The sequence below is a fragment of the Pseudomonas sp. dw_612 genome (assembly GCF_018449725.1).
Taxonomy (GTDB): Bacteria; Pseudomonadota; Gammaproteobacteria; order Pseudomonadales; family Pseudomonadaceae; genus Aquipseudomonas.
On record NZ_JAAVVC010000005.1, the window covers coordinates 241,777 to 264,512 of the forward strand.

Genomic DNA, 22,736 nt, shown 5'->3' on the forward strand with positions numbered 1-22,736 from the left:
GACCCTCGTTGTCGGCATTTCCCACGCCGAAAACACGATAAATGCCGAGGGCGGTATTTATATATTTTCGGCATTCCAATTTTCAATCGATCACCCGCCCACAAGGCACTTCGGGCGCCATCGTTTCGACTTTTTTTATGGCCGTGAGTGGATAGCCTGAGGCCTCCCACTTCACGTAAGAACAGTCACAATGTCTCAGTTACAGTCACTCATAATTCTGCAAGCATCGCCTGATGCACCGGACTATAAGGGCCGGCATTACGCCCTGATCCGGGACCGTATCGGCACTTCGTTTACCCGCGCGTCGTTCACCCGTGCACAAGCACTCGGCAATGTCCGACTTCAGCGCGAACCCTGGCATTCCCGCGCCGGCAAATCGCTTGAAATCGCCAATACAGAGGCCTGGAGCGCACAAAACGACGTCGACCGGGTGCTCGACAGTCTTCAGGACATCCGCACGTTCGCCACGCCCCTGCTCAAAAGCGCATTGAAAGAAAAGTACCGCCTCGACATCGACGTGGCGAACACTTACCTCAGGCTCTACCTCCCCAAGGGAACGCCCTGGTACGTAATTGATACCTCGTCAGGCGTGACCACGCGCACGGTGTCGTTGCTGGACGCGGCAATTCATAACTTCGCCCGTGCCGAAACCTTCGAGCCCGAGTCCGACTTCATTACCCGGCCCGATCAGCGAGGTCACTTCGACATCGTGCCGATCCGGCGAACAATGGGCATCGGCCAGTTCCAGGCCCTGTGCCGCGAACTGGATATCGGTGCCCGCTATAAACGCCACCTCGAAAGCGTCCTGTTGGCGACCGATCCCGTGGCGTCCACCGTGCTGCAACTCAAGGTCACCGCCAGCCAGAAAGCCGCGCTCAAAGCCGCTGTCCACCTGGCGTTGGCGAAAAAAGATATCGGCGACAATGCGGCCAGTGTGGTGTCGGGCCTGATCTACGGGCAGCGGGGCCTGACCCTGGACGGTAAAGTCATGCAGGGGTTTGACCTGGCGATGATGGACACCACCCTGACCGGCATCGTGGTGTTTGCCCCGGTCGAACAGCAACGTCGCGGGACCGACAAGGTGATTGTGTATGTCCCCCATGACCCCGAGCACCCGCTGAAGGAATACCCCTCGATCACCGGGTTCATGCAGGAATTGACGCGCCAATTGCGCGACAACAAAACACTGCCCTCCAACGGGCTCACCTATCAGCAGTTCTTCAGCCAGTTCATCGACCAGCAACAGCGCGGGCATTTTTTCGCCGGTCTGGGGCAACGCCTGAGCATCGTCAAATGGCATGAAAAGCAACCGCTGGATCCGCGCCCGACGTGGCGCGAAACCCCCGTGAAAAAGCCCCACCTGCAGTTTTCCGTGGCCCCCATCACCCGTCCGCTGTGGGAGCACCTGTATCAACAGACCCTCAACAAGATCCTCAATGACGGCCGGGAAATCGCAGTATCTACCGCAGACACGGACAGCAAGGCCCGCTGGGCGTGGTGGGATAACTTCAAGAAAATCGTCTCGGATATTTTCAACGTCGCGCTGATGGTGGTGGCGCCGTTCGTGCCGGGCCTGGGCGAACTCATGCTGGCCTACACCGCTTATCAACTGACCAACGACATCATTGAGGGCGTGGTCGACCTGGCAGAAGGCCTTTGGGTTGAAGCGGCCGAACATGTGATCTCGGTGGTGACGGACGTTATACAACTGGCGGGGTTTGCCGCGGGCGGCGCCATCGTCAACGAGTTCCGTCTTAAACTCTCGCCGTTTATCGAGGGCACCCAACCGGTTCAACTGGCCAACGGTGAAACCCGTCTGTGGAACCCCGACTTGACCCCTTATGCGCAAAAAAATCTTGCGCTGGCCGAGTATTCAACGCCAGATGAATTGGGCCTGCATCGCCACGGCGACAACGACATCCTGCCACTGGACGAACGCCTCTACGCCGTGGAAAAGGACCCCGTCACCGGCGTACACCAAGTCCTGCATCCTGATCGACCGGATGCCTACGCGCCAAAACTGGCCCATAACGGTCGTGGCGCCTGGGTGCATGAAGGCGAGCATCCTCGCACCTGGGATGGCGTAACGTTGATGAAACGCCTGGGTCACAGCACCGATGGTTTGAGCCCTGAGCAACTGGAAAACATCCTGCTCATCAGCGGCGTCGACGAAGGCGCATTACGCCGTATGTATGTCGAGAACACGGCGCCACCGCTGTTGCTGGACGACAGCCTCAAACACTTCAGGACCTTCGATGACGCCCCGGCACCGGCCAGCCCCGACCCGAACGCCCATCAACTGCAGCGCCACTATCCGACCCTGTCCGCCGACATCGCCGAAGCCCTGGTGGCCGGGGCCACGAAAGACGAGTTCGAGGTGCTGTCCGAGAAACGCATCCCCCAAAACTTGAGAGGTCAGGCACGCGAATGTGCTTTTGAAATCCGCACCGCGCGTGCCTTCGAAGGCTTCTATAGGGCCAACCGGCTGAGCGTCGATACCGAACGACTGGCCCTTAACACCCTGCGTTTGAATACCGACACCTTCGGCGACCTGCGCATCGATGTGCGCGATGGCGTCGACGGCGAGTTGCGCTGCAGCGTCGGGCCCGAAGAAGCCTCGATCGTCAGGCACCTGTTGCGCGACAAATGGGGACGCTACGAAGTGCGGGACGCCGATAATTACCCGATTAATGGGGCGGCGGATCTGTATGAGTCGATCCTGCGCGCCCTGCCCAAGCAACAGAGCCAAGAACTGGGCTACCAGCCCGGGCAGGGCGCCTGGTTCAAGGATTGGCTGATTGCCAAGACCGCCCCACCCGCCGAACGCCGGACCGTGTTGCTGGAGCCGGCGATCAGGCCGGTCGCCGAGCCGCAATTGATGCTGCTGCTGCGCGGGCCAGTGCTGTCCACCAAGCGCCTCACACTGGAGGAGCGTGTCACAGACCTGTACCCGACCATGAGAACACGCGACGTGGACGCGTTCGTCCGTTCGCTGAATGCCCTGCCCGAGCCCTCCAAGGTGATGGAATCACTCGAAGACGAACTGACGTTGTTGCGTAATACGGTTCAGTGGTGGCTGGAGCAAAAACTCCCGACCTTGCCCGACGATCCGGTGATCTATAGAGGCACCCCCAAACATATCGCCGACAGACTATTGGAGTGTTTCGAACGACGCTCGTACGTGTTTGATGAGAGCAGCAGCCTGGAAGGCGGTTATACGCTGAACCTGTCGTCGCAGTTCCAGCACCACGACCTTGAGCGCTGGTGGAAGCAGCTGCCCGATCTCAAGAAATATTTCGATCAAGTCACCACGCTGTCGCTGGACAACACTCATTTTTCGGCCGGCCCCGAAGGCTTGCTGAAAGATTTCCGTCACGTACGTCATCTCAGCGCCAGACGTTGCGAACTGCAGCGCCTGCCCGAAGGCGTGGGCCAGATGCATCTGCTGGAAACCCTGCGCCTGACCGACAATCACCTCGAACTGACACCCGAGGCCGTGGAGCAGTTGCGCAACCTGACCCGCATGGAAACCCTGCGGCTCGACAACAACCCGCTGGGCCGTTCGCCGAATGTCGAACGCATGCCGCACCTGACCATACTGAACCTGAGTCATACCGGGATCGACCACTGGCCGCCCGGGCTGTTCAGCAAGCGTCGTCCGCGAGGCTTTTTCCTGGACCTGCAAGACAACCCGATTACCAGCGTCCCCAAGGTCATCCCCGGTTCGGACAGTGCCATGGTCATCGCACGTGCACGCATCTCCGCACCTGGCATGCCTCAAACGGCCCAATTCGAGATCGGTGAATACCGGCAGTCGGTGGGGCTGCCTCGCCGGACGGTCTACGTTCCCGCCGCCGAACACGCGCGGCGAAAATGGCCCGTTTCCAACGATTCTGACTTGTGGGGCAGCGCGCCGGGATTAGGCACGTACAGGGCCGAGGCCTGGAGCAGGTTGATCACTGAGCCGAACGCTGACGGCTTTTTCAGCGTGATCGACAAGCTCACCGAATCTTCCGATTACAGGGTTGGCGGTGAATGGCGCAGACAGCTGTCCATTCGGGTCTGGAACATGATCGATGCCATTGACCTGGACACGTCCCTGCGCGAAGAGCTGTTCACCATGGCCACGGCGCCCACCACGTGTGCCGACGCCGGGGCTCAGCTGTTCAACAACATGGGGGTCAAGGTCCTCGCTTCGCGGGCGTACTCTTATTCGACCTACCGCGCGCCGCTGGAGAAGGCGCTGGTGACGCTGGCCAAAGGCGCCGCACGCCTTGAGCGCGTCGACGACATTGCCCGGGCCGATATCATGGCGCGCAGCGGCACCCCGGACGAAGTCGAGGTGTACCTGGCGTATGAAACCGCGCTGGCGGATCGCCTGCAATTGCCTTGGCAATCGGAAAGCATGCTGTATCGACCGGTCGCCGGCGTCAGTGACAACGCCATCGACCAGGCATTCGACACCGTGCTGACCATGGAAGAAGGCGACGGACTGGTCAATGCCATGCTTGAGCAACCGTTTTGGGTGAAGTACCTGCTAGAAACCTGGCCTACCGAGTTCCAGGCCAACAAGCAGCGCTATGAACGCCTTTCAAACGCGCTCGAAAGCCTGCGCGAGACTCAAACGGAATGGGCGAAGGCCAAAGCGTTGAACGAACCACGACAGTATCGGCTAGAGGAACGGATGCGAGTCCTGACGCAGCAATTGTCCATTCCCGAACACCAGGTGTTCACCGGGCACGCCATGACCGAACAGACCTACGAGGCCCTGTACCACGACCTGGGTTACCAGCGCCAGGAATGGGCCCGGGCAAAAACCCGTGAAGCACTGGAGCGGACAACACCGTAAGAACACCGCTCCTCCTGTGGGAGCGGGCTTGCTCGCGAAGACGGCGGCACATCCAACATTGATGTGACAGACCTACCGCTTTCGCGAGCAAGCCCGCTCCCACAGGTTGCATACCGATGAGCACTCAGGAACCCGGCGCCCTTGCGTTGAACAGCAACAACACATTGCCGTAGTAATCCCCGGCCCGATACCCACCGGGCGGTTGCTGCGGCTCTATCTCCAACAGCACCCGCGAGCCCAGCGCCGCATCAGCAGCCGTCACCACCAGGCGAGGCTCGATGGCGTGGCTCAGCTCCACGCCATTGAAGCGCACGCGCAAGCCAATGTTGTCTGCATCATGACCGTTGGAGAGATACGGATTCGCGTCCAGCCGCGCTTCAACGGCGCTGGTGTCGTGCCGCACATCGAAGTATTTGCGCAGGCTGCCCAGCCGCGCGGTCGCGACATTCCAGGGCAGGATCTGCTCGCGGTGAATCCAGCCGGTTTCAGACGGGATGATGTAAAACGAGCGCGTCGGGACCGTCACGGACACTTCGAAAATGTGCTCTTCACGGGCGGCCAGCGCCGAAAGACTTATCAGCGCCGTTGCCGCCAGTAGCGTGGCGACCGTGCATTGCTTGATCATGTTCGTTACCCACAGCATCAATTGGAAGCCGCCACTATCGACTGGCTATTTTCAGCACTTTCTTGTTGTCGCCCTCGATCACCATGAAGCGATATTCGCGTCCCTTCTCCTTGTCGAAACCGAAAGTCTTTCCGGCCATCACGTGGTGTTTGGTGGTGGCTCCGCAATCGTTTTCATCGCTGATCGAGCAACTTTTGAACTCGTCGACCATCAGCACGGTGTTGCCGTTGTTGCGCAGTTCATAACGCTGGGCGGTGTCGTTTATGACGGTATCGAAGCGCGCATTTTTTGGCCGTACGAAAAAGATCGTGCCGAACCCGGTCATCACGTTGACGCCGGCCGACAGGCTCTTCCTATAGTCTTCGCGCTCTTCGTGGGAAAGCACGAACGCATCTTCCTTTTCCGGCACGACCGGGATGAAACGCACGCGAAAATAACGCTCGGTGTCACGCTCGCCCATGTACAGCAGACGGGTGCCCTGCATGCCCTTGGCCGGTACGATCAAGCGTGCCGGGCTGGCCATGATGCCGTTGCGCGAAGCAGCATCTGCCGCGTTTTCGACCGGTACTTCCCGCACCGTGCCGTCGGTGTTGTAAAGGATTTCCAGCACATTGATCTTGACGAAAGCGGTGCTGTCGCCACTGTTGAATACCCGCTTGAGGAAGGTACTTTTATCGCCGTCCAGGTAGTCGTACACCGTGCCGACATTTATCTGCGGCCCGGCGTTTGCCGTGAGGCCAAACAGGCTGGCCATCCCTATCAATAACAGACGTTTCATCGTCTTCAACCTCAAAAAAATTGCCGAGTGTATGTACGGTCAGGCTTCCGAATCCCAGATCACGGTCATGACGCCGGAGTAGTCGCCGGCCACACCGGACTCAAGCATCAAATGGGTGTATTGCTCGCCGATTTCAAAATGAAGGGTTCCCTTTCCGCGATCGACATAGAAGCTCGGCACGATGCTCAAAGAGCCCGAGTCACCGATCCTCAACGGACGCTGGTTGATCGGTTGCCCGAATGGGTCCGTCAGCCCGTTGGGCAGCGTCACCCTCAGTTGCACCACGCCCAGCCGACGCGTGGCCGGGTCGAAGATGGTGCAGTTGTTGCCCACCTGGCCCGGGCACATCAACATCATCTTGAACCGCGATGACGCCGAGATATGGAAGGTCTGATCGCGGACCAGACGATTGGGTTTGCGCCCTTCGTTGACCCAGCTTTGCCAGCCACCGGGCGGCACCAACTCGACTTTATTGCCGCCGGGCGGAAGTGTGACTTTCAAGGTGTGCTGCACATCCAGAACAAAGTCCAGGGTCAGGTTGCTGTCATCCGGCGTCAGCCCGCCGATATCGAAATCCAGGCCGGGGCCCAGGCGATAGTTCATCGAACCGGTGTACAGCCCGCTCGACATACCCAGTGGATTAGGCGTTCGCAGCTCATACGCAAAGTCCAGGGTGTCGTAGGTCATGAACGGAATGCGAAAAGCATTCACCTTGGTGCAGGGTGCCTCGACCGGCGTTTTCCAGAAGAAACGATAGGTGTGGCTGCCGTAAAGCCCGACACCGCTATATAAACAAGGCGACGGGGCGTACACCCACGACGGGTTCCAGAGCTTCTGGTGTCCCTCCAGGATGTCGGTGACGCCGACCAGATTGGCGGCCGAATCGCTGAGCGTGTATTGAGAACCAATACCGATGATGCGCACTTCAACGGTTTCCGTCTCCTGGGTGTCCCGGTTGGTCACCGTCAGTTGCCGCCAACTGGCCGGCACTTTGACAGAGGCGGCAGTGCCGGGCGCAAGCGAGGGGCTCGGCCCGAAAACAATCGGTATCCGAATGCTGAACATATTCTGTTGCATGCACTCGCTCGGACGATCACTGCAATAACCACTGTTCGGCGTCTTGTTGATAAACACGTTACGCTGCGGCTGCGCCGGATCCGGCGTGAACAGCGCCCTGATTTCCTGGTTCACCGCCCCGACGGTAGGCGCCGCCAGCGCCAAGGCCAGCCCCAGCCACCCTGTGGATAGTTTCATAGGTTTCAACCTGCCTTCTGCTCGTGGGACGTGACGTCGGCCAGGGTGTCCGGCGTGCACCGCAGATCACCGATCATCAACACGTTGTTTTCACTGCGGTGACGACTGGCATCGAGGCGGAACTGGCAGAGCAATTGATCGCCCCGGCGCACTTCCAGCGTCGGCGAGCCGGCATTCATTTCCATGGAGAAGAAGCCATCGACTTCGGTCACGCCACGACTGGCGTGGTTGATCACGTGGTGCCCCTTGAGCGGCAGCCCCTGGGGATCGACCAGCCGACCCAGCACGGTCAGGGTTTTCATCACCCGTACCTTGCGATACTCCACGCCGCCCTTGTTCAGGTGATAAGAGGTGCGTGGCGGCTCGATGCTGGCGGCGGGCACGTCATTGCCTTCGAAGTCGAAACTCACCGAGCTGTTCTGGTACGCAGTAATCGGGATGAAATTACGCCCCGGTTTCAAGGCTGCGCTGCCGCCGCTGAAGTCGTCGGCGCGCAAGGCAATGCCGTCGATATCGGATTCCACATCGACGATCAGCCCCGCGCCACGCACCTGATGCTCACTGGTCAGGACCATTTGCTGGCCGCCAATAACCAGTGTGCTGTCGAGGTTCAGGCCACCGGTGAAGTTATCGTTGTAGGAGGAGCGCTGCACGAACCCGTCGCCACTGAGCGCCTCGGTGCGAAAACTGGCCAGGCTCGACAGGCCGAGGCCATAGGTGTCGGAGAGCGCGGTGACCGACACGTTTTGCAGCGCATGGTCCTTCAAGTCCTTGCGCCAGCCGAGGGACGCGTTGTTGTCACGCCCGCCCTCACGCGCGGTCCGCGAACCGATGCTGCCGGTGATTTGCTGCCCCGGAGCACCCAGCGCCAGGTTGATACTCAGGTCGACCCCGCGATTGCGCGCATCGCCACTGCTGTAACTGCCGGGCCGGTCGAACAGCGCCAATCGCCAGGTGGCGTCGCTGCCCAGCAAGACGGTGCGCTGGTTCCAGCCCAGGTCCACCCCCAGGCCTTCAGTGTTGCCCTCGCTGTGGGAAACCCGGGCATTCACCGAGCTTTTGCTACTGATGCGATGGTTGAGCGCCAGGGATGAATTGCTGGTCTCGCCGACAAACACATTGCGCTGCCGCACACGGGTGCCGTCGGGCAAAGTGTCGTAGGTATCGGTGGTATCGAGCCAACTGCGGTTGTGGCTGATCACCACACTGCCGGAGCCATAGTTATAGAGGCTTTGCAGATCCAGGCCAGTGCCGTGATCTTGCGTCTGGTAGACGTTGGCATACAGGCTGATGTGATTGGCCAGGGTCCAGTCGATGGACGTGCCGTATTGCAGTTTTTCGCGAATCTGCCGCGCCGACAGCCCGAGGATCACCCGAGGGTGCATCAGGTAGTTGAGCGAAGCCCCGGCCGTCGCGCTGCCGCTGGCCTGCTGGTCCCAGTTACTGAGTAATTTCTGTTCCTGTCCGGCAAACAGGTTGTAGCGCCAACGGTCGTCGAGGTTGCGCCAGTTGTTGGGCTTGTAGACCAGTTCCTGGGTGGTGCTGGTGATCTGGCCGTCTTCGATCAACCGCACTTCCACTTCGTAGATACCACCGGGCAGTGGCCGGGTATCGAGGGTTTGCAGGCCGGCAGGCACTGATTGGGTATTGATCAGCAAGCCGTCGCGCAGGATCTCCACCGACGCCTGGCGGTTGGCCGTGACGTAGATCGGATACACGCTGGGCATCGGGCTGTTGATCGCCAGGCTGTCGGAGCTGCCATACATGACGCCGACGGCCGTGTCGGGGCTGGTGCCAAACGTGCGCGGTTGGCGGGTCAGCCCTTCGGAATTGGGGGTGAAGTAACCCAGGCGGACGAATTGGCCCTGCAATTCGCGTTGGGTGTAGAGCTCGTGTACCGCGTGGTAGAGCTGGTCATCCGGACCACCGAGTCGGGCCAGTTGCATGTTGAACGTCTGGCTCCAACTGCCCAGGCTGCCACTGGCTTCCAGGCCAAAGCGCCCGCCCAGGTCCTGGCCCTGGCCGCCGTTGAGGTTGAGCTGATTGCGCACCATCAGGCCGCTGCTGCCACCTTCCGGCTGGTCGTAGTAACGCTTGAGCTCGGTGTCGCGTTCGGCGTTTTCGGTGACGATCGACACCAGCGAGTTTTCCAGGTTGTAGTGCACTGCCAGCATCTGCTCCGGGCATTTTCCGACGCAGTCGCCCAGCGCTACGCCGGGCTTGAGGTAACTGGCCCAGGTTTCACGCTCGGCGGCGCTGAAGCGGCTGTCGCGGGTGTCGGTGAATTCGAGCAGGGTGATGCGGTCATCGCGAGACAGCACGATCATCGCCTCGCCCAGGGGTTGTTGATCGAGTTCCACGCGAACCGCCAGCGGCACATCAAAAAAATGCTCCTCGAATTCCGCCGGCAAACCTTTGGCCTGAGCCAACAGACTTCGCGGTGTCGAACCGGCAGGAACCGGAGCCGCCGCCGCGCTGGCGCAAAACAACAGCGCAAGCGCAGCCGCGATGGGAGTCATCGGGAACATGAACACGTACTCTGATTGCAAACAAATGGAAGTCCGAGGAGCCAACAACGTTGTTGGCTCCTCGGTTGACGCTAACGGGAACTTAGATAACCGGTGGTACGGCATCGAATATCAGTGCAACGTCACCGGTGTAATCGCCCGGTGCAAATGTGGTGCCCTTGGCGCTGATACGCAACGGCGCACGATAGTTCACGTTGGACTCTGTTTCACCGGCAACCATCTGCGGAGTGGTGGTCAGTTCCAGGCCATTGATTTCGACTTTCAAGTCAATGGTGCTGGCACCGGATAACAACTTCGGTGGTGTGACGAAACTGGCGTGTACCGAACCGTTGTTGTTGCGCATATCAAAGAACCCGTTGACCTCAGCCATTTGGCCAGTGGTCGGTTGGAAGTCCATGCGTTGGTCTTTGGCGACCAGGTCTGGATCAACAGGTACGACGTAGAACCCGTTGGTTGGCACGTGGGCAACGAGGCTAATGGAGTGCTTGGCTTCACCGGCGGCAAATGCCATGGAAGAAGTCAGTGCCAGCAGTGCCAGAGGGGCCGCGAAAGTCATTTTCTTGAACATCAGTCAGTACCTGTCTTTTCAAAATAAAGGATTCATTGCAAGTTCAATCGACGCCGGCCAGCTACCTGTTTTGGCGACGCGGGTTGAACTTTCAACGCCGGCAAATGATCGGCCAATGTCTCTGGAAAGTAAGCAAGTAACTTCCGATGAACATGTAGTTAAACGCCTCTAGAACAAGACAGAAAAAAGTGCGAAAACACGAATTATCGCTGAGCAACTGTCAGCAGCGGACTACATACAGTTTTATCAAAAAAACCATACAGCCCATTTCAACTTAGAAGAGAAGAGCGAAGTCCCTTTAGACTATAGGCCCGACAACTAATAGAGTTATAACTTTAACTTTCCAGTTATTTCCAGATTGGCAATAACAGGGTTGCAGTCGCGGTGAACGGCGGCGCCAGATGAGCCGCGCCGTCCGTCGGTCGTGAGAAAGCGTGTGGGAAAAACGTCTTGCTTTCGACTAAAGATATATCTTAAGTTGTATCTAAACACGACAAGAGAAAGCAAAAATGAGAGACCATCATTCCCACCGCGAACACGGTGACGGCCGCGACGGCTTCGAGAAACGCCCTGGCCGCGAACGCGGTGGACGTGGCCCACGGGTGTTCGCACCCGGCGATTTGAAACTGCTGTTGCTGGCGCTGATCGCCGAACAACCATGCCACGGCTACGACTTGATCCGCCAGATCGAAGGCATGTTCGACGGCGCCTACAGCCCCAGCCCAGGGGTGATCTACCCGACCCTGACCTTTCTTGAAGAAAGCGAAATGATCCTGGGCGATGCCGAGGGCGGGAAAAAGCGTTACAGCGTGACCGACGCCGGGCGTCAGTCCCTGAGCGACCAGGCGATTGCCCTGGAAGGCGTGCGGATGCGCATCGACGTCAGCAAACGCTCGCTGCGCGGTCATGATCGCCCGGCCGAAATCCACGAAGCGGTGCACAACCTGCGTCATGCGCTGCAACTGCATCACGGACGCTGGAGCCCGGAAGAAATCCTGCGCGTCGCCAACCTGCTCAACAACACCGCCAAAGCCATCGTCGACGGCCCCGCCGTTCAAGCAGCCCAGGAGAACGCCGAATGAATGTCGTTTTTGAAAACCAGACCATTCACCGCGTCATGCACGAAATCAAACGCCGTCGCCTGGAAGTGTTGCGGGTGGTCGACCTGACCCCGCGCATGCGCCGGATTACCCTCGGCGGGCCGGAGTTGGCAGGCTTTGTCAGCCTCGGCACGGACGACCACGTCAAACTGCTGTTCCCGCAGAACGCGGCGGAAACGGCGGCGCTGGAAACCCTGGTGCTCGGTGCCGGCAAAACCGATCAGCCGCTGCCGGCGATGCGTGACTACACGCCGCGCCGCTACGATCTGGACACACTGGAGCTGGACATCGATTTCGTCCTGCACGGCGACGGCCCTGCCTCGACCTGGGCCGAGCAGGCCAAGCCCGGGCAGTTCCTGCACATCGGCGGGCCACGGGGTTCGATGATCGTGCCGGATATCTTCGACAGCTACCTGCTGATCGGCGACGAAACCGCCCTGCCCGCCATCGCCCGACGCCTCGAAGGCCTGGCGGCCAATCGCCGCGCGCTGGTGGTCATCGAGGTGGAAAATGGTGGTGAACAACAGAAGCTGGACAGCGCCGCGCAGGTCAATGTGATCTGGGTGTTGCGCGACGGCGGCAAGAACAACCTGCTGAACACCGTGAAACAACTGCAAGTGCCGAGCGGCAATTTGTATGCGTGGGTGGCGACGGAAACCAAAATGTCGCGGCAGATCCGCCGGGTGCTGCTGGATGAACATGGGCTGGATGAACAGTTCGTCAAAGCGGTGGGGTACTGGCGGCTGGATGACTCTGACGAGGAATAACATCCGACGATAATCCTTGTGGGAGCGGGCTTGCTCGCGAATGCGGTGTTTCAGTTACATCAATGCTGAATGACACACCGCATTCGCGAGCAAGCCCGCTCCCACATTTGATTTTTGGCGTTTACGAAATCGGCTTTCGCCACCGATCCAATCCCAACACCAACAACGCTATCCCGACAAACCCCACCAATATCCCCCCAGCATTGATAAACACCTGTGGATAACCCAGCGTGCCCGCATCAATGAACGGATACGGGTAAGCCCCCAGCAGATGCCCGCGCAACAACGCATAGGCGAAATACACCAGTGGATAAACCACCCACAACGGGATGTGCCACAAGCGCAACGTCCCTTTGGGCACGCAACACCACCAATAAATCAGAAACAGCAGCGGCATGATGTCGTGCAGTAACTCATCGGCGAGCAACTGCCAACCTTCGGGGTGCCACAGATGGCGCAATAACAGGCTGTAGGCGAGCGCGACCACGGCGATGCTCACGGCAATCCCGCTGCTGACCGATGGCCGCAGAAACCAGCGTTTCGCCGCCGACTCCCGCGCTGTCAGCTCACAGGTCAGCACCACGGCCACCAGGGTATTGGTCAGTACGGTGAAGAAGCTGAAGAAACTCACCAACCCACCGAGCAGGCTGGCGCCGATCTCCCAGCGTGTGCCGAGGATCAGGTACATCTGAACAGTCAAACCTGCCCAACCCAGCACCGCCGCCACGGTGATACAACGACGCTTCGCGGCAGATGAAATCAGCATGTTCAGACCGGACGCTTGGTGCGCATCAACTTCACGTACAGACGTTCGACCTTCTCCCGCGCCCACGGGGTTTTGCGCAGAAACGTCAGGCTCGACTTGATGCTCGGGTCACTCTTGAAACAGCGGATATCGATACGCTCGGCCAGCCCCGACCACTCGTAATGTTCAACCAGGGCGTTGAGGATCTGTTCCAGGGTCACGCCGTGCAGCGGGTTGTTGTTCTGTTCGGTCATGCCGGGCCTTTGCGCGAAGAAAGAATGAAGAAGCCGCGCACCTTAGCCGAGGGTTTCGTTGGGTGGAAGCGCTCAGTTAACTGTAGGTCAACAACCGCTTTATGTAGGAGCCAAGCTTGCTGGCGAAGGCGGCGTGTCAGGCAACCTCAATGTCGACTGACATACCGCTTTCGCCAGCAAGCTTGGCTCCTACAAAAACCGCGATCGGGGACTCAGTAATACCGACGCGGGTCGGAATCGATCAGGCTGGCCAGTTTGGTCAGGGCAAAGCGCAGTTCGTCCTGGCTGGTGGGCGACATCAACACCAGCCGCACGCAACGGGTGATTCCGCTTCGCTCGGCCTGGAACTGGGTGCCACTGAGCACCAGCACACCGTTGGCCCGGGCCAGCATGGTGAACTCGTCGCTGGTCCATGGCTCGGGCAAGGTCAGCCAGACGTGGTAGGAGTACGGCTGGGTCTTGAGTTCGAAGTTGGCAAAGATTTCCTGGGCGATGGCTTGTCGCCCGGCGGCTTCGTTGCGCTGGATACGGATCAGCTTTTTGTCCAGGCCTTCAGTGATCACATTGCTGGCGAGTTGCGCGGTCAGCGGCGACGGCATCCAGACGCTGCTGCGCACCATTGAGGTCAGGCGCGACAGCAGTTTCGGCGGGCTGTAGATATAGCCGATCCGCAGCGCCGGCATGACCGACTTCGACAGGCTGGTCAGGTATACCGAACGATCCGGAGCAAACGCCGACAGCGGTTTGATCGATGGATCGGTCGCGAGAAAACCATAAATGTCATCGTCGAGGATGAGGAAGTCGAACTCTTCGGCCAATGCGGCGATTTGCGCCCGGCGTTTTTGCGACATGATCGCCGCCGTCGGGTTCTGGCACGTCGCCACGCACACCAGCATCGCCGGTTTCTCTCGCAAGCAGAGCTCGCGCAACGCTTCGGGAATGATCCCTTCGTCGTCCATCGGCACGCCGCGCAAGCGACGCTCCAGGCCATGGGCCACGGAAATGATGCCGGGGTAGCAAAGCGCCTCGCACAGCACCAGGTCCCCGGCGTTGGTCAGGGCGCTCATCGCCACCATCAAGCCATGCTGGGCGCCGGCGGTGATCACCACTTGCTGCCATTGTGCGTCGGGCAGCGAATGCCGCAGCCACTGGGCACCGGCCTCGCGATGCGCCGGGTGCCCACCGTCCGGTGCGTAATCGAGGGCGCGGGCGAAATCGGTGCTCTTGGCCATGCCGACCAATGCGCCGCGCAGCCAGTATTCCAGGGTTTCGCTGTAAGGCTTGATGATCGATAGGTCGAGCAATTCGGACTGCCCCAGATTCAGCGGAGCGGCGCTGTTGCTGGCTGGCAGTTCCAGCTGCTTCTGGTTGAGCACATAAGTGCCGCGTCCCACTTCACCCTGCACCAGGCGCCGGCGATGGGCTTCGCTATAGGCCCGGCTGATGGTGCCCGGCGTGACATTCAGGGTGGTGGCCAACTCCCGCAGGGTCGGCAGGCGATCACCTTCGTTCAACACGCCGTTGCTGATATCGCGCGCCAACGCATCGGCAATCGACAAATACATCGGCTGGCTGAACTCGCTTAGCTGGGGAACCCACATGAATGATCACTGCCCATCGTAGAAATGATGAATATCCGAGCATATCACATGGAGGTTAGGCAACTAATAAATCGACTCAACCTATAAATTGAGTCGATTGATGCAGCGATTAAATCGATACGCATCGTGTTAACGATATATTTTTAAAAGAATTATTTATCTTATAAATCAATTATTTAACTTTCAAATAGCCAAAAAACAGGCCTTGATAGCAAAAAAACATCTCGTAACAACCCCGCCGTCTATTGAATCAACTCAATTCATTCAAATACACTCATCTCGAATCGAAGCAATCGACTCAATCTCCCCCTGATCACTGCGCGGCCCTGCCGCGCCAAGTCGAGACATCATGGACACACTCAGAAAGGATCTATCCCTGTCAGCGGTCATCGCCGGTTTTATCGCGGTGATCATTTCCTACGCCGGCCCGTTGATCATCGTGTTTCAGGCAGCCAGGGAAGCGCACCTGCCCAACGACGTGGTGTCGTCGTGGATCTGGGCGATTTCCATCGGCAGCGGGATTACCGGCCTGTTCCTGAGCTGGCGCCTGCGGATTCCGGTGATCACCGCGTGGTCGACGCCGGGCGCGGCGTTGCTGGTGTCGATGCTGCCCACCGTCACCCTGCCCCAGGCCATCGGCGCCTATGTGGTGGCGTCGGTGATCATCGCCATCGTCGGGTTGTCCGGGGCGTTCGACAAACTGATGAGTCGCCTGCCCAAGGCCATCGCCGCCGCCATGCTCGCCGGCATCCTGTTCCGCTTCGGCGCCGAACTGTTCACCTCGATCAAGCTGCAACCGGCGATGGTGCTGTCGATGATTGCCGCCTACCTGATCTTCAAACGCTTTTCACCGCGCTACGCGATTCTGTCGGTGCTGATTGTCGGCTGCGCCGTGGCCGCCTCGTTCGGCACGTTGAACAGCGCCTCGATCACCATCGACGTCGCACACCCGATCTTCATTGCTCCCGAGTGGAGCTGGCACGCAATCATCAACATTGGCCTGCCCCTGGCCCTGGTGACCCTGACCGGTCAATACGTGCCGGGCATGGCGGTGCTGCGCACCTCGGGCTACAACACCCCGGCGCGCTCGATCATTTCCGTGACGGCGATTGGCTCGATCCTGATGGCACCATTTGGCTCCCACGGCTTTAACCTGGCAGCGATTACCGCCGCGATCTGCACCGGCCGCGAAGCCCACGAAGACCGTGACAAACGCTACATCGCCGGGATCGCCTGTGGCGTGTTCTACATCCTGATGGGCACTTTCGGCGCGACCCTGGCCTCGGTGTTTTCCGCCCTGCCCAAAGAGTTGATTGCCTCCCTCGCCGGCCTGGCCCTGTTCGGTGCAATCAGTGCCGGGCTGACTGGCGCCATGGCCGATGAGAAACAACGGGAAGCCGCGCTGATCACCTTCCTGGTGACCGCATCGGGCATGAGTTTCCTCGGTTTGGCGGCGGCGTTCTGGGGCCTGATTTTCGGCCTCGTCGCGCACTTCGTGCTGACCTGGACCCGGGAAAGCAAAACCGTGGCTATCGCCGAGGGCAGCCGACCATGACTGCTCGTTACGACTTTATTGTGGTGGGTGGCGGCATCGCCGGTGTGTCTGCGGCCTATGAACTGGCGGCCCATGGCAGCGTGTGCCTGCTCGAACAGGAGCAGCAACTGGCCTACCACACCACCGGGCGTTCGGCGGCGATCTCGATGGAAAGCTACGGCAACCAGCAGATCCGTTCGCTGACCTGCGCGTCCCGGGCTTTTTTCGAAAACCCGCCCGAAGGCCTGGCCGAGCATCCGCTGTGGTCGCCACGGGGCGCATTGATCGTGGCCCAGGCGGCACGGATGGACAAACTGGCCGCGCGTTTCACCGCCGTGCTGGAGCAAGTACCGACCGCGCAATTCCTCGACGCCAAACAGGTGTTGGAACTGGTGCCGTACCTGGCTGAGGGCGCCTGGAGCGCCGGGATCTACGAGCCCAGCGCTTTCGATCTGGATGTGCATGGCATTCACGGCGCCTACCTCGGCGGCCTGCGGGCTCGCGGCGGTGTGATCAAACGTGAGGCCGAAGTGCTGCGCGGTGAGCACCGCGCCGGGCACTGGGCCTTGCACACCCGGGACGGCCAGCGGCTGGAGGCGGCCATCGTGGTGAATGCCGCCGGCGCCTGGGCCGATGAGTTCGCCGAGCGCTGCGGCGTGCCCAAGGTTGGCGTGCGACCGCTGCGCCGCACGGTGCTGGCGGTGGATCCGCAATGCGACGTACACCACACGCCGTACCTGGGCACCGTCGACGAAGACATTTTCATCAAGCCGGAAGCCGGGCGGCTGATCGTTTCGCCCTGCGATGAAAGCCCGTCGCTGCCCTGCGATGCACTGCCGGAAGAGCTCGACCTGGCGATCACCATGGATCGCCTGCAAAGCACCACGCGCCTGCGCCCGCGCTCGATCATCAATAAATGGGCAGGCCTGCGCACCTTCGTCGCCGACCGCTCCCCGGTGCTCGGCCAGGACCCACAACAAGAGAGCTTTATCTGGCTCGCCGCCTTGGGTGGCTACGGCATTCAGGCCGCGCCCGCCATCGCCAGGTTATGCAGCCACGCGGCATTGGGTATCGCGCTGCCGGCGGACCTGGCGGCGCTGCAGCTCAACTACCAGCATTTTTCCCCGACCCGTTGCCGCGACGCGGAGTTTTCCAGCCTGGCCGTCAAACAGGTTGCCGATTTGCATTAACCCCCCACCCACTTAACAAGGAACGTCACCATGCAAACCAACGCTCAACTCCAGCCCGCAGCCCAACCTTTCCTGGGCGACGAAAACGTTATTTTCACCGACAAGGCGCCGCTGCCTCTGGGCACGTATTCCCAAGGCATCAAGGTCAGCCATGGGCAAACCATCTACCTGTCGGCGCAGACCCCGGTCTCGGCGCTGAACAATGAAGTGCTGGCCCAGGACTTCGAAGGCCAGTTGCGCCAGACCCTGGACAACTTGCAGCAAATGGCTGAAGCGGCCGGCGGCACCCTGGCGAACGTGGTCAAGGTCACGGCGTTCATCACGGACCTGAGCGAGTTCCCGACCCTCAACCGCGTGATGGAAGAGTATTTCACCAAGCCCTACCCGGCCCGCACTACCGCCGGCGCCAGCGCGCTGGCGCGCAATACCCTGGTGGCCATCGACGCAATCATGGTGGTCTGAACCGTCTTCTGTCAGTGAAGTGCCCGTCGGTCCAGGCGGACCGACGTCGGCAGGGAAGCACCAGCACAGCATACTTTCAGGGGATGGCCATGAAGAATTCGTACAGAGAGTATGTGTTGCAGTGCCTGGTTTGTGAGCGCAGCTACCAGCCGCATGAGGTCAGCTATTACTGCCCTCATTGCAAGATCGATGGTGCGCTCGATGCGCTTTACGACTACCCGACGCTCAAGCGCGAATGGTCCAGGGACAGCCTGGCCCACGATCACGCCCGGGGCATGTGGCGCTATGACCGGCTGATGCCGTTGAGTTCGTCGCAGTTTATTCCGCCGTTGCTGGTGGGTAACACACCGCTGTATTCGCGCCCTGAGCTGCTGGGCAAGGGCGCGCGGATCAAAGTCTTTATCAAGGATGAATCCCGCCAACCCACCGGGTCGTTGAAGGACCGCGCCAGCGCCCTGGCGGTGGCCCACGCCTTGCAGTCCGGTGCAAGCACCGTGGCCGTGGCCAGCACCGGCAACGCCGCATCGGCCCTGGCCGGCATGAGCGCCAGCCTGGGCCTGCACAACGTGATTTACCTGCCCAAGAGCGCGCCTCGGGAAAAGCTCGCGCAGATGCAAGGCTACGGTGCGGAGATCGTGCTGGTGGACGGGCAATACGACGAAGCCTTCGAGCAATGCCTCAACGCCTGCGAAACCCACGGCTGGTACAACCGCACCACCGGGATCAATTCCTACATGAGCGAAGGCAAGAAAACCGTGGCCTTCGAGATGTGCGAACAACTCAATTGGCAGGTGCCCGACCTGGTGTTCGTGCCGGTGGGCAACGGTTGCATTCTGGGCTCGGTCTACAAGGGTTTTTTCGACCTGCTGCAACTGGGCTGGATCGAGCGTATCCCGCGGCTGATCGGCGTGCAGGCCGAACACAGCAATTTCATGTACCGGGCCTGGCGTAGCGAGCGGCCGATGCAGCACATCGAACGCATCGCCCCCACCAGCCTGGCCAGCAGCATCAACGTGGCGTTGCCCCGTGACCGCCTCAAAGCCATGCGCGCCGTCACCGCCAGCCACGGTGAATTCATCTGCGTCAGTGATGCGAGCATCGTCGCCGCCGCGTCCCGGTTGGCCGCCAGCACCGGGGTGTTCCCCGAAGCCGGCGCCGCCAGTGCCTTCGCCGGCCTGCTCAAGTACGCCGAAGCCCACCCCGACACCCCGCAAACCGCCGTGATCCTGATCACTGGCAGCGGTTTGAAAGACACCTCCATTTTTCTATCCGACTCGACCAGAGGCCAGTCCCGGGTGCCGCCGCACCCCGTATCTGCACCGCTGGCCGAAGCGCTTACCTGAGGAACTCACCATGAGCCTGCAAAATTTCGATCCCGCCGTTGCCCGCCTGATCGACCGCGAACGCAATCGCCAGGAGACCCACCTGGAACTGATCGCTTCAGAAAACTATGTCAGCGAAGAAGTGCTCCAGGCCCAGGGCTCGGTGCTCACCAACAAATACGCCGAGGGCTATCCGGGCAAGCGTTACTACGGTGGCTGCAAGGTCGTCGACGAGATCGAGAATCTGGCCATCGAACGCGCGCGCAAACTGTTCAACTGCGAATACGTCAATGTCCAACCCCACTCCGGATCACAGGCCAATCAAGCGGTGTTTCTGGCCGTGCTCGAACCCGGCGACACGATCCTGGGCATGTCCCTGGCCCACGGCGGCCACCTGACCCACGGCGCCTCGGTGAATTTTTCCGGCAAGTTCTACCAGGCGTTTGCCTACGGGCTGGAAAAGGACAGCGAAACCCTCGACTACGCCGAGATGGAAGCCCTGGCCCGGCAACATCGACCGAAGATGATCATTGCCGGGGCCTCGGCGTATTCGCGGACCATCGATTTCCAGCGCTTTCGCAACATCTGCGATGAAATCGGCGCGTACCTGATGGTCGACATGGCGCACTACGCCGGGCTGATCGCCGCAGGCGTTTACCCATCGCCGGTGGGCATCGCCGACTTCATCACCTCCACCACCCACAAGACCCTGCGCGGGCCGCGCGGTGGCTTGATCCTGGCCAAGGCGCAATACGCGGCGCTGCTCGATAAAACGATTTTCCCGGTTTACCAGGGCGGGCCGCTGATGCACGTGATCGCGGCGAAAGCCGTGGCCTTCAATGAAGCCTTGAGCGATGGCTTCAAGCATTACCAGCAACGGGTGATCAACAACGCCCGGACCATGGCGAACGTTCTGACCCGGCGCGGGTTGCGGGTGGTGTCCGGCGGCACCGACTGCCATATGTTCCTGCTTGATTTGCGTTCGATGAACATCACCGGCAAAGACACCGAAGCGCTGCTGGAAAGCGCCCACATCACCCTGAACAAGAACGCGATCCCCGATGACCCGCAGAAACCGGCGATCACCAGCGGCATCCGCATTGGCACACCGGCACTGACGACCCGGGGTTTCGGTGAAGCGGAATGCGCCGAAGTGGCGAACCTGATCGCCGATTTGCTGGCGCAGCCGAACAACGCCGCGCTGCTGGATAACACCCGGCGCCGGGTGATGCACTTGTGTGAATGTTTTCCGGTGTACCTGTTGAGCTGATCACCAAAAAATAGCCGGACACCCCCAACCCTGGTGGGAGCGAGCTTGCTCGCGAAAGCGGCATTTCAGTCGACATAGATGTTGGCTGACACACCGCCTTCGCGAGCAAGCCCGCTCACACACGGTCCCGCTTTTCCCCCTGTGGCAACGGGTCGCAGACGACTGTTACCAAATCCGAAACGCTGCATGTCAGTAAAAGCGCTTTCTCTCTTTGTAACAGATCATTATCCTGCCGCTCTTCAGCTGAAACGCTTCACTGCCCGTTCCATCTCGTCGCGTTCAGTTCATCCCCAGAAAAAGATCAAGAATTTCTACTTTATGCCCGACTTTCCAACTCCGCGAGACAGCGCTGTCTCCGCCCCTGTGGCCCACCGAAAAGCCCTGAACCTGATCGGCGGCCTCAGCGCTTTCGGTCTCGCTACCTGCGTTCACGCGGCCCCGGCATTCGATAGCGACTCAACGTGGATGCTCGGCGACTGGAACGGCACGCGCACCGAACTGGCGGAAAAAGGTTACGACTTCAACGTCGATTACACCGGCGAAATGGGCAGCAACCTGCACGGCGGCTATGACCACGACCGCACCGCGCGCTACAGCGATCAGTTCGGCCTCGGCACGCACCTGGATTTGCAGAAGATCCTCGGTTGGGACGCCGCCGAATTTCAACTGACCATCACCGAACGCAACGGCAACAACATCAGCAACGACCGGATCAACGATCCCCGGGTCGGCGGTTTTACTTCGGCCCAAGAAGTCTGGGGCCGTGGCCAGACCTGGCGCCTGACGCAGATGTGGTATCAGCAGAAATTCTTCGACCAGAAGCTCGACATCAAGGTCGGCCGCTTTGGCGAAGGCGAGGATTTCAATAGCTTCCCCTGCGACTTCCAGAACCTGGCGTTCTGCGGCTCGCAAGTCGGCAACTGGGTCGGTGGCATCTGGTACAACTGGCCGGTCAGTCAGTGGGCGATGCGGGTTAAATATCACCTGACGCCGGAGTTGTATGCGCAGGTCGGCGCTTATGAGCAGAACCCGTCGAACCTCGATCGCGGCAATGGCTTCAAGCTCAGCGGCAGCGGCACCCAGGGCGCGATTTTGCCGATTGAACTGGTGTGGACGCCGAAACTGAATGGCCTGCCGGGCGAGTACCGCGCCGGTTATTACTACAGCAACGCCAAGGCCACCGACGCCTATAAGGACAGCAATGGTCAACCCGCCGCCCTGAGTGGCGAGGCGTACCGTAGCGCATCAAGCAAGCACGGCGTGTGGCTCGGTGTGCAGCAGCAGATCACCAGCCGCGCCAGCGATAACTCACGGGGTTTGAGCGTGTTCGCCAACGGCACAATGCACGACAAGAAGACCAACGCCATCGACAACTATGTCCAGGCCGGCGTCGTCTACAAAGGCCTGTTCAATGCCCGCGCCAAGGACGATATCGGCTTTGCCCTGGCCCGCGTCCACGTCCACGTCAACCCGGCCTATCGCAAGAATGCCGAGGCGACCAACCAGGCTCGCGCCGTCTACGACTACGACGATCCATCGTTCCTGCCGCCGCAAGACACCGAATACAGCGCAGAGCTCTATTACGGCGTGCACGTCACGAATTGGCTGACCGTGCGCCCGAACCTGCAATACATCCGTCATCCCGGTGGCGTGGACAAGGTCGATGACGCGCTGATTGGCGGGATCAAAGTCATCTCATCCTTCTAACCCACAACACAAACCTTATGGGGCACAACAACCCTCTGTGGGAGCGGGCTTGCTCGCGAAGGCGGTATGTCAGTCGACATCAATGCTGAATGTTAAGCCGCCTTCGCGAGCAAGCCCGCTCCCACAAGGGATTACCTCTGCTGAACACGCTCTGACAAGTTTCACTTTTATATCTGAACCAT

Annotated in this window: 17 protein-coding genes; 9 read left to right on the forward strand and 8 right to left on the reverse strand. The window is 60.0% G+C overall.

The window, feature by feature from the left end:
- The first annotated feature begins 190 nt into the window (after positions 1 to 190).
- A complete protein-coding gene (locus HB680_RS10500) occupies positions 191 to 4,849 on the forward strand; it encodes an NEL-type E3 ubiquitin ligase domain-containing protein (protein WP_213938398.1) in 4,659 nt (1,552 codons plus the stop codon).
- Between the two features lie 124 nt (positions 4,850 to 4,973).
- On the opposite strand, the gene HB680_RS10505 is transcribed toward HB680_RS10500, so the two are convergent.
- The 5 genes from HB680_RS10505 to HB680_RS10525 form a co-directional block, all read right to left on the reverse strand.
- Positions 4,974 to 5,474 (reverse strand): CS1 type fimbrial major subunit, encoded by a 501-nt coding sequence (locus tag HB680_RS10505; protein WP_213938399.1) that lies wholly within the window; start codon positions 5,472 to 5,474, stop codon positions 4,974 to 4,976.
- Positions 5,475 to 5,508: 34 nt separating this feature from the next.
- Positions 5,509 to 6,252 carry a molecular chaperone gene (locus HB680_RS10510; protein ID WP_213938400.1) on the reverse strand — a complete coding sequence of 248 codons (744 nt, stop codon included), beginning with the start codon at positions 6,250 to 6,252 and terminating at the stop codon, positions 5,509 to 5,511.
- A gap of 39 nt (positions 6,253 to 6,291) precedes the next feature.
- On the reverse strand, positions 6,292 to 7,506 hold the full coding sequence (locus tag HB680_RS10515; protein WP_213938401.1) for a hypothetical protein: 1,215 nt from the start codon (positions 7,504 to 7,506) through the stop codon (positions 6,292 to 6,294).
- A 5-nt stretch (positions 7,507 to 7,511) separates the two neighbouring features.
- The gene (locus HB680_RS10520) at positions 7,512 to 10,034 is read right to left on the reverse strand and encodes a CS1-pili formation C-terminal domain-containing protein (RefSeq protein ID WP_213938402.1); all 2,523 of its coding nucleotides are present in this window, start codon (positions 10,032 to 10,034) and stop codon (positions 7,512 to 7,514) included.
- Between the two features lie 82 nt (positions 10,035 to 10,116).
- Positions 10,117 to 10,602: a CS1 type fimbrial major subunit gene (locus HB680_RS10525; RefSeq protein WP_213938403.1), complete on the reverse strand. Its 486-nt coding sequence runs from the start codon at positions 10,600 to 10,602 to the stop codon at positions 10,117 to 10,119.
- A 509-nt stretch (positions 10,603 to 11,111) separates the two neighbouring features.
- On the opposite strand from HB680_RS10525, the gene HB680_RS10530 reads away from it, so the two are divergent.
- On the forward strand, positions 11,112 to 11,684 hold the full coding sequence (locus tag HB680_RS10530; protein ID WP_213938404.1) for a PadR family transcriptional regulator: 573 nt from the start codon (positions 11,112 to 11,114) through the stop codon (positions 11,682 to 11,684).
- Positions 11,681 to 12,469 (forward strand): siderophore-interacting protein, encoded by a 789-nt coding sequence (locus HB680_RS10535; RefSeq protein ID WP_213938405.1) that lies wholly within the window; start codon positions 11,681 to 11,683, stop codon positions 12,467 to 12,469. Before HB680_RS10530 ends, HB680_RS10535 begins: the two co-directional genes overlap by 4 nt.
- 121 nt (positions 12,470 to 12,590) lie before the next feature.
- On the opposite strand, the gene HB680_RS10540 is transcribed toward HB680_RS10535, so the two are convergent.
- The 3 genes from HB680_RS10540 to HB680_RS10550 all read right to left on the reverse strand — a co-directional run bounded on the left by HB680_RS10540 (position 12,591) and on the right by HB680_RS10550 (position 15,069).
- On the reverse strand, positions 12,591 to 13,235 hold the full coding sequence (locus HB680_RS10540; RefSeq protein WP_213938406.1) for a Pr6Pr family membrane protein: 645 nt from the start codon (positions 13,233 to 13,235) through the stop codon (positions 12,591 to 12,593).
- A 2-nt stretch (positions 13,236 to 13,237) separates the two neighbouring features.
- The gene (locus tag HB680_RS10545; protein WP_007944895.1) at positions 13,238 to 13,468 is read right to left on the reverse strand and encodes a VF530 family protein; all 231 of its coding nucleotides are present in this window, start codon (positions 13,466 to 13,468) and stop codon (positions 13,238 to 13,240) included.
- A gap of 212 nt (positions 13,469 to 13,680) precedes the next feature.
- Positions 13,681 to 15,069, reverse strand: coding sequence for a PLP-dependent aminotransferase family protein (locus HB680_RS10550; protein ID WP_213938407.1), 1,389 nt, complete (start codon positions 15,067 to 15,069; stop codon positions 13,681 to 13,683).
- A 349-nt stretch (positions 15,070 to 15,418) separates the two neighbouring features.
- Here HB680_RS10550 and HB680_RS10555 point away from each other — a divergent pair, with 349 nt between their 5' ends.
- The 6 genes from HB680_RS10555 to HB680_RS10580 all read left to right on the forward strand — a co-directional run bounded on the left by HB680_RS10555 (position 15,419) and on the right by HB680_RS10580 (position 22,554).
- The gene (locus HB680_RS10555; RefSeq protein ID WP_213938408.1) at positions 15,419 to 16,624 is read left to right on the forward strand and encodes a benzoate/H(+) symporter BenE family transporter; all 1,206 of its coding nucleotides are present in this window, start codon (positions 15,419 to 15,421) and stop codon (positions 16,622 to 16,624) included.
- Positions 16,621 to 17,793, forward strand: coding sequence for an FAD-dependent oxidoreductase (locus HB680_RS10560; protein WP_213938409.1), 1,173 nt, complete (start codon positions 16,621 to 16,623; stop codon positions 17,791 to 17,793). The genes HB680_RS10555 and HB680_RS10560 overlap by 4 nt, the downstream gene beginning before the upstream one ends.
- Before the next feature lie 30 nt (positions 17,794 to 17,823).
- Entirely contained in the window at positions 17,824 to 18,255 is a 432-nt protein-coding gene (locus tag HB680_RS10565; protein WP_213938410.1) for a Rid family detoxifying hydrolase, read from the forward strand.
- Positions 18,256 to 18,344: 89 nt separating this feature from the next.
- Positions 18,345 to 19,598: a threonine synthase gene (thrC, locus tag HB680_RS10570; RefSeq protein ID WP_213938411.1), complete on the forward strand. Its 1,254-nt coding sequence runs from the start codon at positions 18,345 to 18,347 to the stop codon at positions 19,596 to 19,598.
- 10 nt (positions 19,599 to 19,608) lie between these two features.
- Positions 19,609 to 20,847, forward strand: coding sequence for a serine hydroxymethyltransferase (glyA, locus tag HB680_RS10575; protein WP_213938412.1), 1,239 nt, complete (start codon positions 19,609 to 19,611; stop codon positions 20,845 to 20,847).
- Between the two features lie 318 nt (positions 20,848 to 21,165).
- On the forward strand, positions 21,166 to 22,554 hold the full coding sequence (locus HB680_RS10580) for a carbohydrate porin (RefSeq protein ID WP_213938413.1): 1,389 nt from the start codon (positions 21,166 to 21,168) through the stop codon (positions 22,552 to 22,554).
- The last annotated feature ends 182 nt before the right edge of the window (positions 22,555 to 22,736 follow it).

Excerpts from the sequence above, each read along its gene's own strand:
- HB680_RS10500 (WP_213938398.1), top strand. The coding sequence starts at position 191 with ATGTCTCAGTTACAGTCACTCATAATTCTGCAAGCATCGCCTGATGCA.
- HB680_RS10505 (WP_213938399.1), bottom strand. The coding sequence starts at position 5,474 with ATGATCAAGCAATGCACGGTCGCCACGCTACTGGCGGCAACGGCGCTG.
- HB680_RS10510 (WP_213938400.1), bottom strand. The coding sequence starts at position 6,252 with ATGAAACGTCTGTTATTGATAGGGATGGCCAGCCTGTTTGGCCTCACG.
- HB680_RS10515 (WP_213938401.1), bottom strand. The coding sequence starts at position 7,506 with ATGAAACTATCCACAGGGTGGCTGGGGCTGGCCTTGGCGCTGGCGGCG.
- HB680_RS10520 (WP_213938402.1), bottom strand. The coding sequence starts at position 10,034 with ATGTTCCCGATGACTCCCATCGCGGCTGCGCTTGCGCTGTTGTTTTGC.
- HB680_RS10525 (WP_213938403.1), bottom strand. The coding sequence starts at position 10,602 with ATGTTCAAGAAAATGACTTTCGCGGCCCCTCTGGCACTGCTGGCACTG.
- HB680_RS10530 (WP_213938404.1), top strand. The coding sequence starts at position 11,112 with ATGAGAGACCATCATTCCCACCGCGAACACGGTGACGGCCGCGACGGC.
- HB680_RS10535 (WP_213938405.1), top strand. The coding sequence starts at position 11,681 with ATGAATGTCGTTTTTGAAAACCAGACCATTCACCGCGTCATGCACGAA.
- HB680_RS10540 (WP_213938406.1), bottom strand. The coding sequence starts at position 13,235 with ATGCTGATTTCATCTGCCGCGAAGCGTCGTTGTATCACCGTGGCGGCG.
- HB680_RS10545 (WP_007944895.1), bottom strand. The coding sequence starts at position 13,468 with ATGACCGAACAGAACAACAACCCGCTGCACGGCGTGACCCTGGAACAG.
- HB680_RS10550 (WP_213938407.1), bottom strand. The coding sequence starts at position 15,069 with ATGTGGGTTCCCCAGCTAAGCGAGTTCAGCCAGCCGATGTATTTGTCG.
- HB680_RS10555 (WP_213938408.1), top strand. The coding sequence starts at position 15,419 with ATGGACACACTCAGAAAGGATCTATCCCTGTCAGCGGTCATCGCCGGT.
- HB680_RS10560 (WP_213938409.1), top strand. The coding sequence starts at position 16,621 with ATGACTGCTCGTTACGACTTTATTGTGGTGGGTGGCGGCATCGCCGGT.
- HB680_RS10565 (WP_213938410.1), top strand. The coding sequence starts at position 17,824 with ATGCAAACCAACGCTCAACTCCAGCCCGCAGCCCAACCTTTCCTGGGC.
- thrC (WP_213938411.1), top strand. The coding sequence starts at position 18,345 with ATGAAGAATTCGTACAGAGAGTATGTGTTGCAGTGCCTGGTTTGTGAG.
- glyA (WP_213938412.1), top strand. The coding sequence starts at position 19,609 with ATGAGCCTGCAAAATTTCGATCCCGCCGTTGCCCGCCTGATCGACCGC.
- HB680_RS10580 (WP_213938413.1), top strand. The coding sequence starts at position 21,166 with ATGCCCGACTTTCCAACTCCGCGAGACAGCGCTGTCTCCGCCCCTGTG.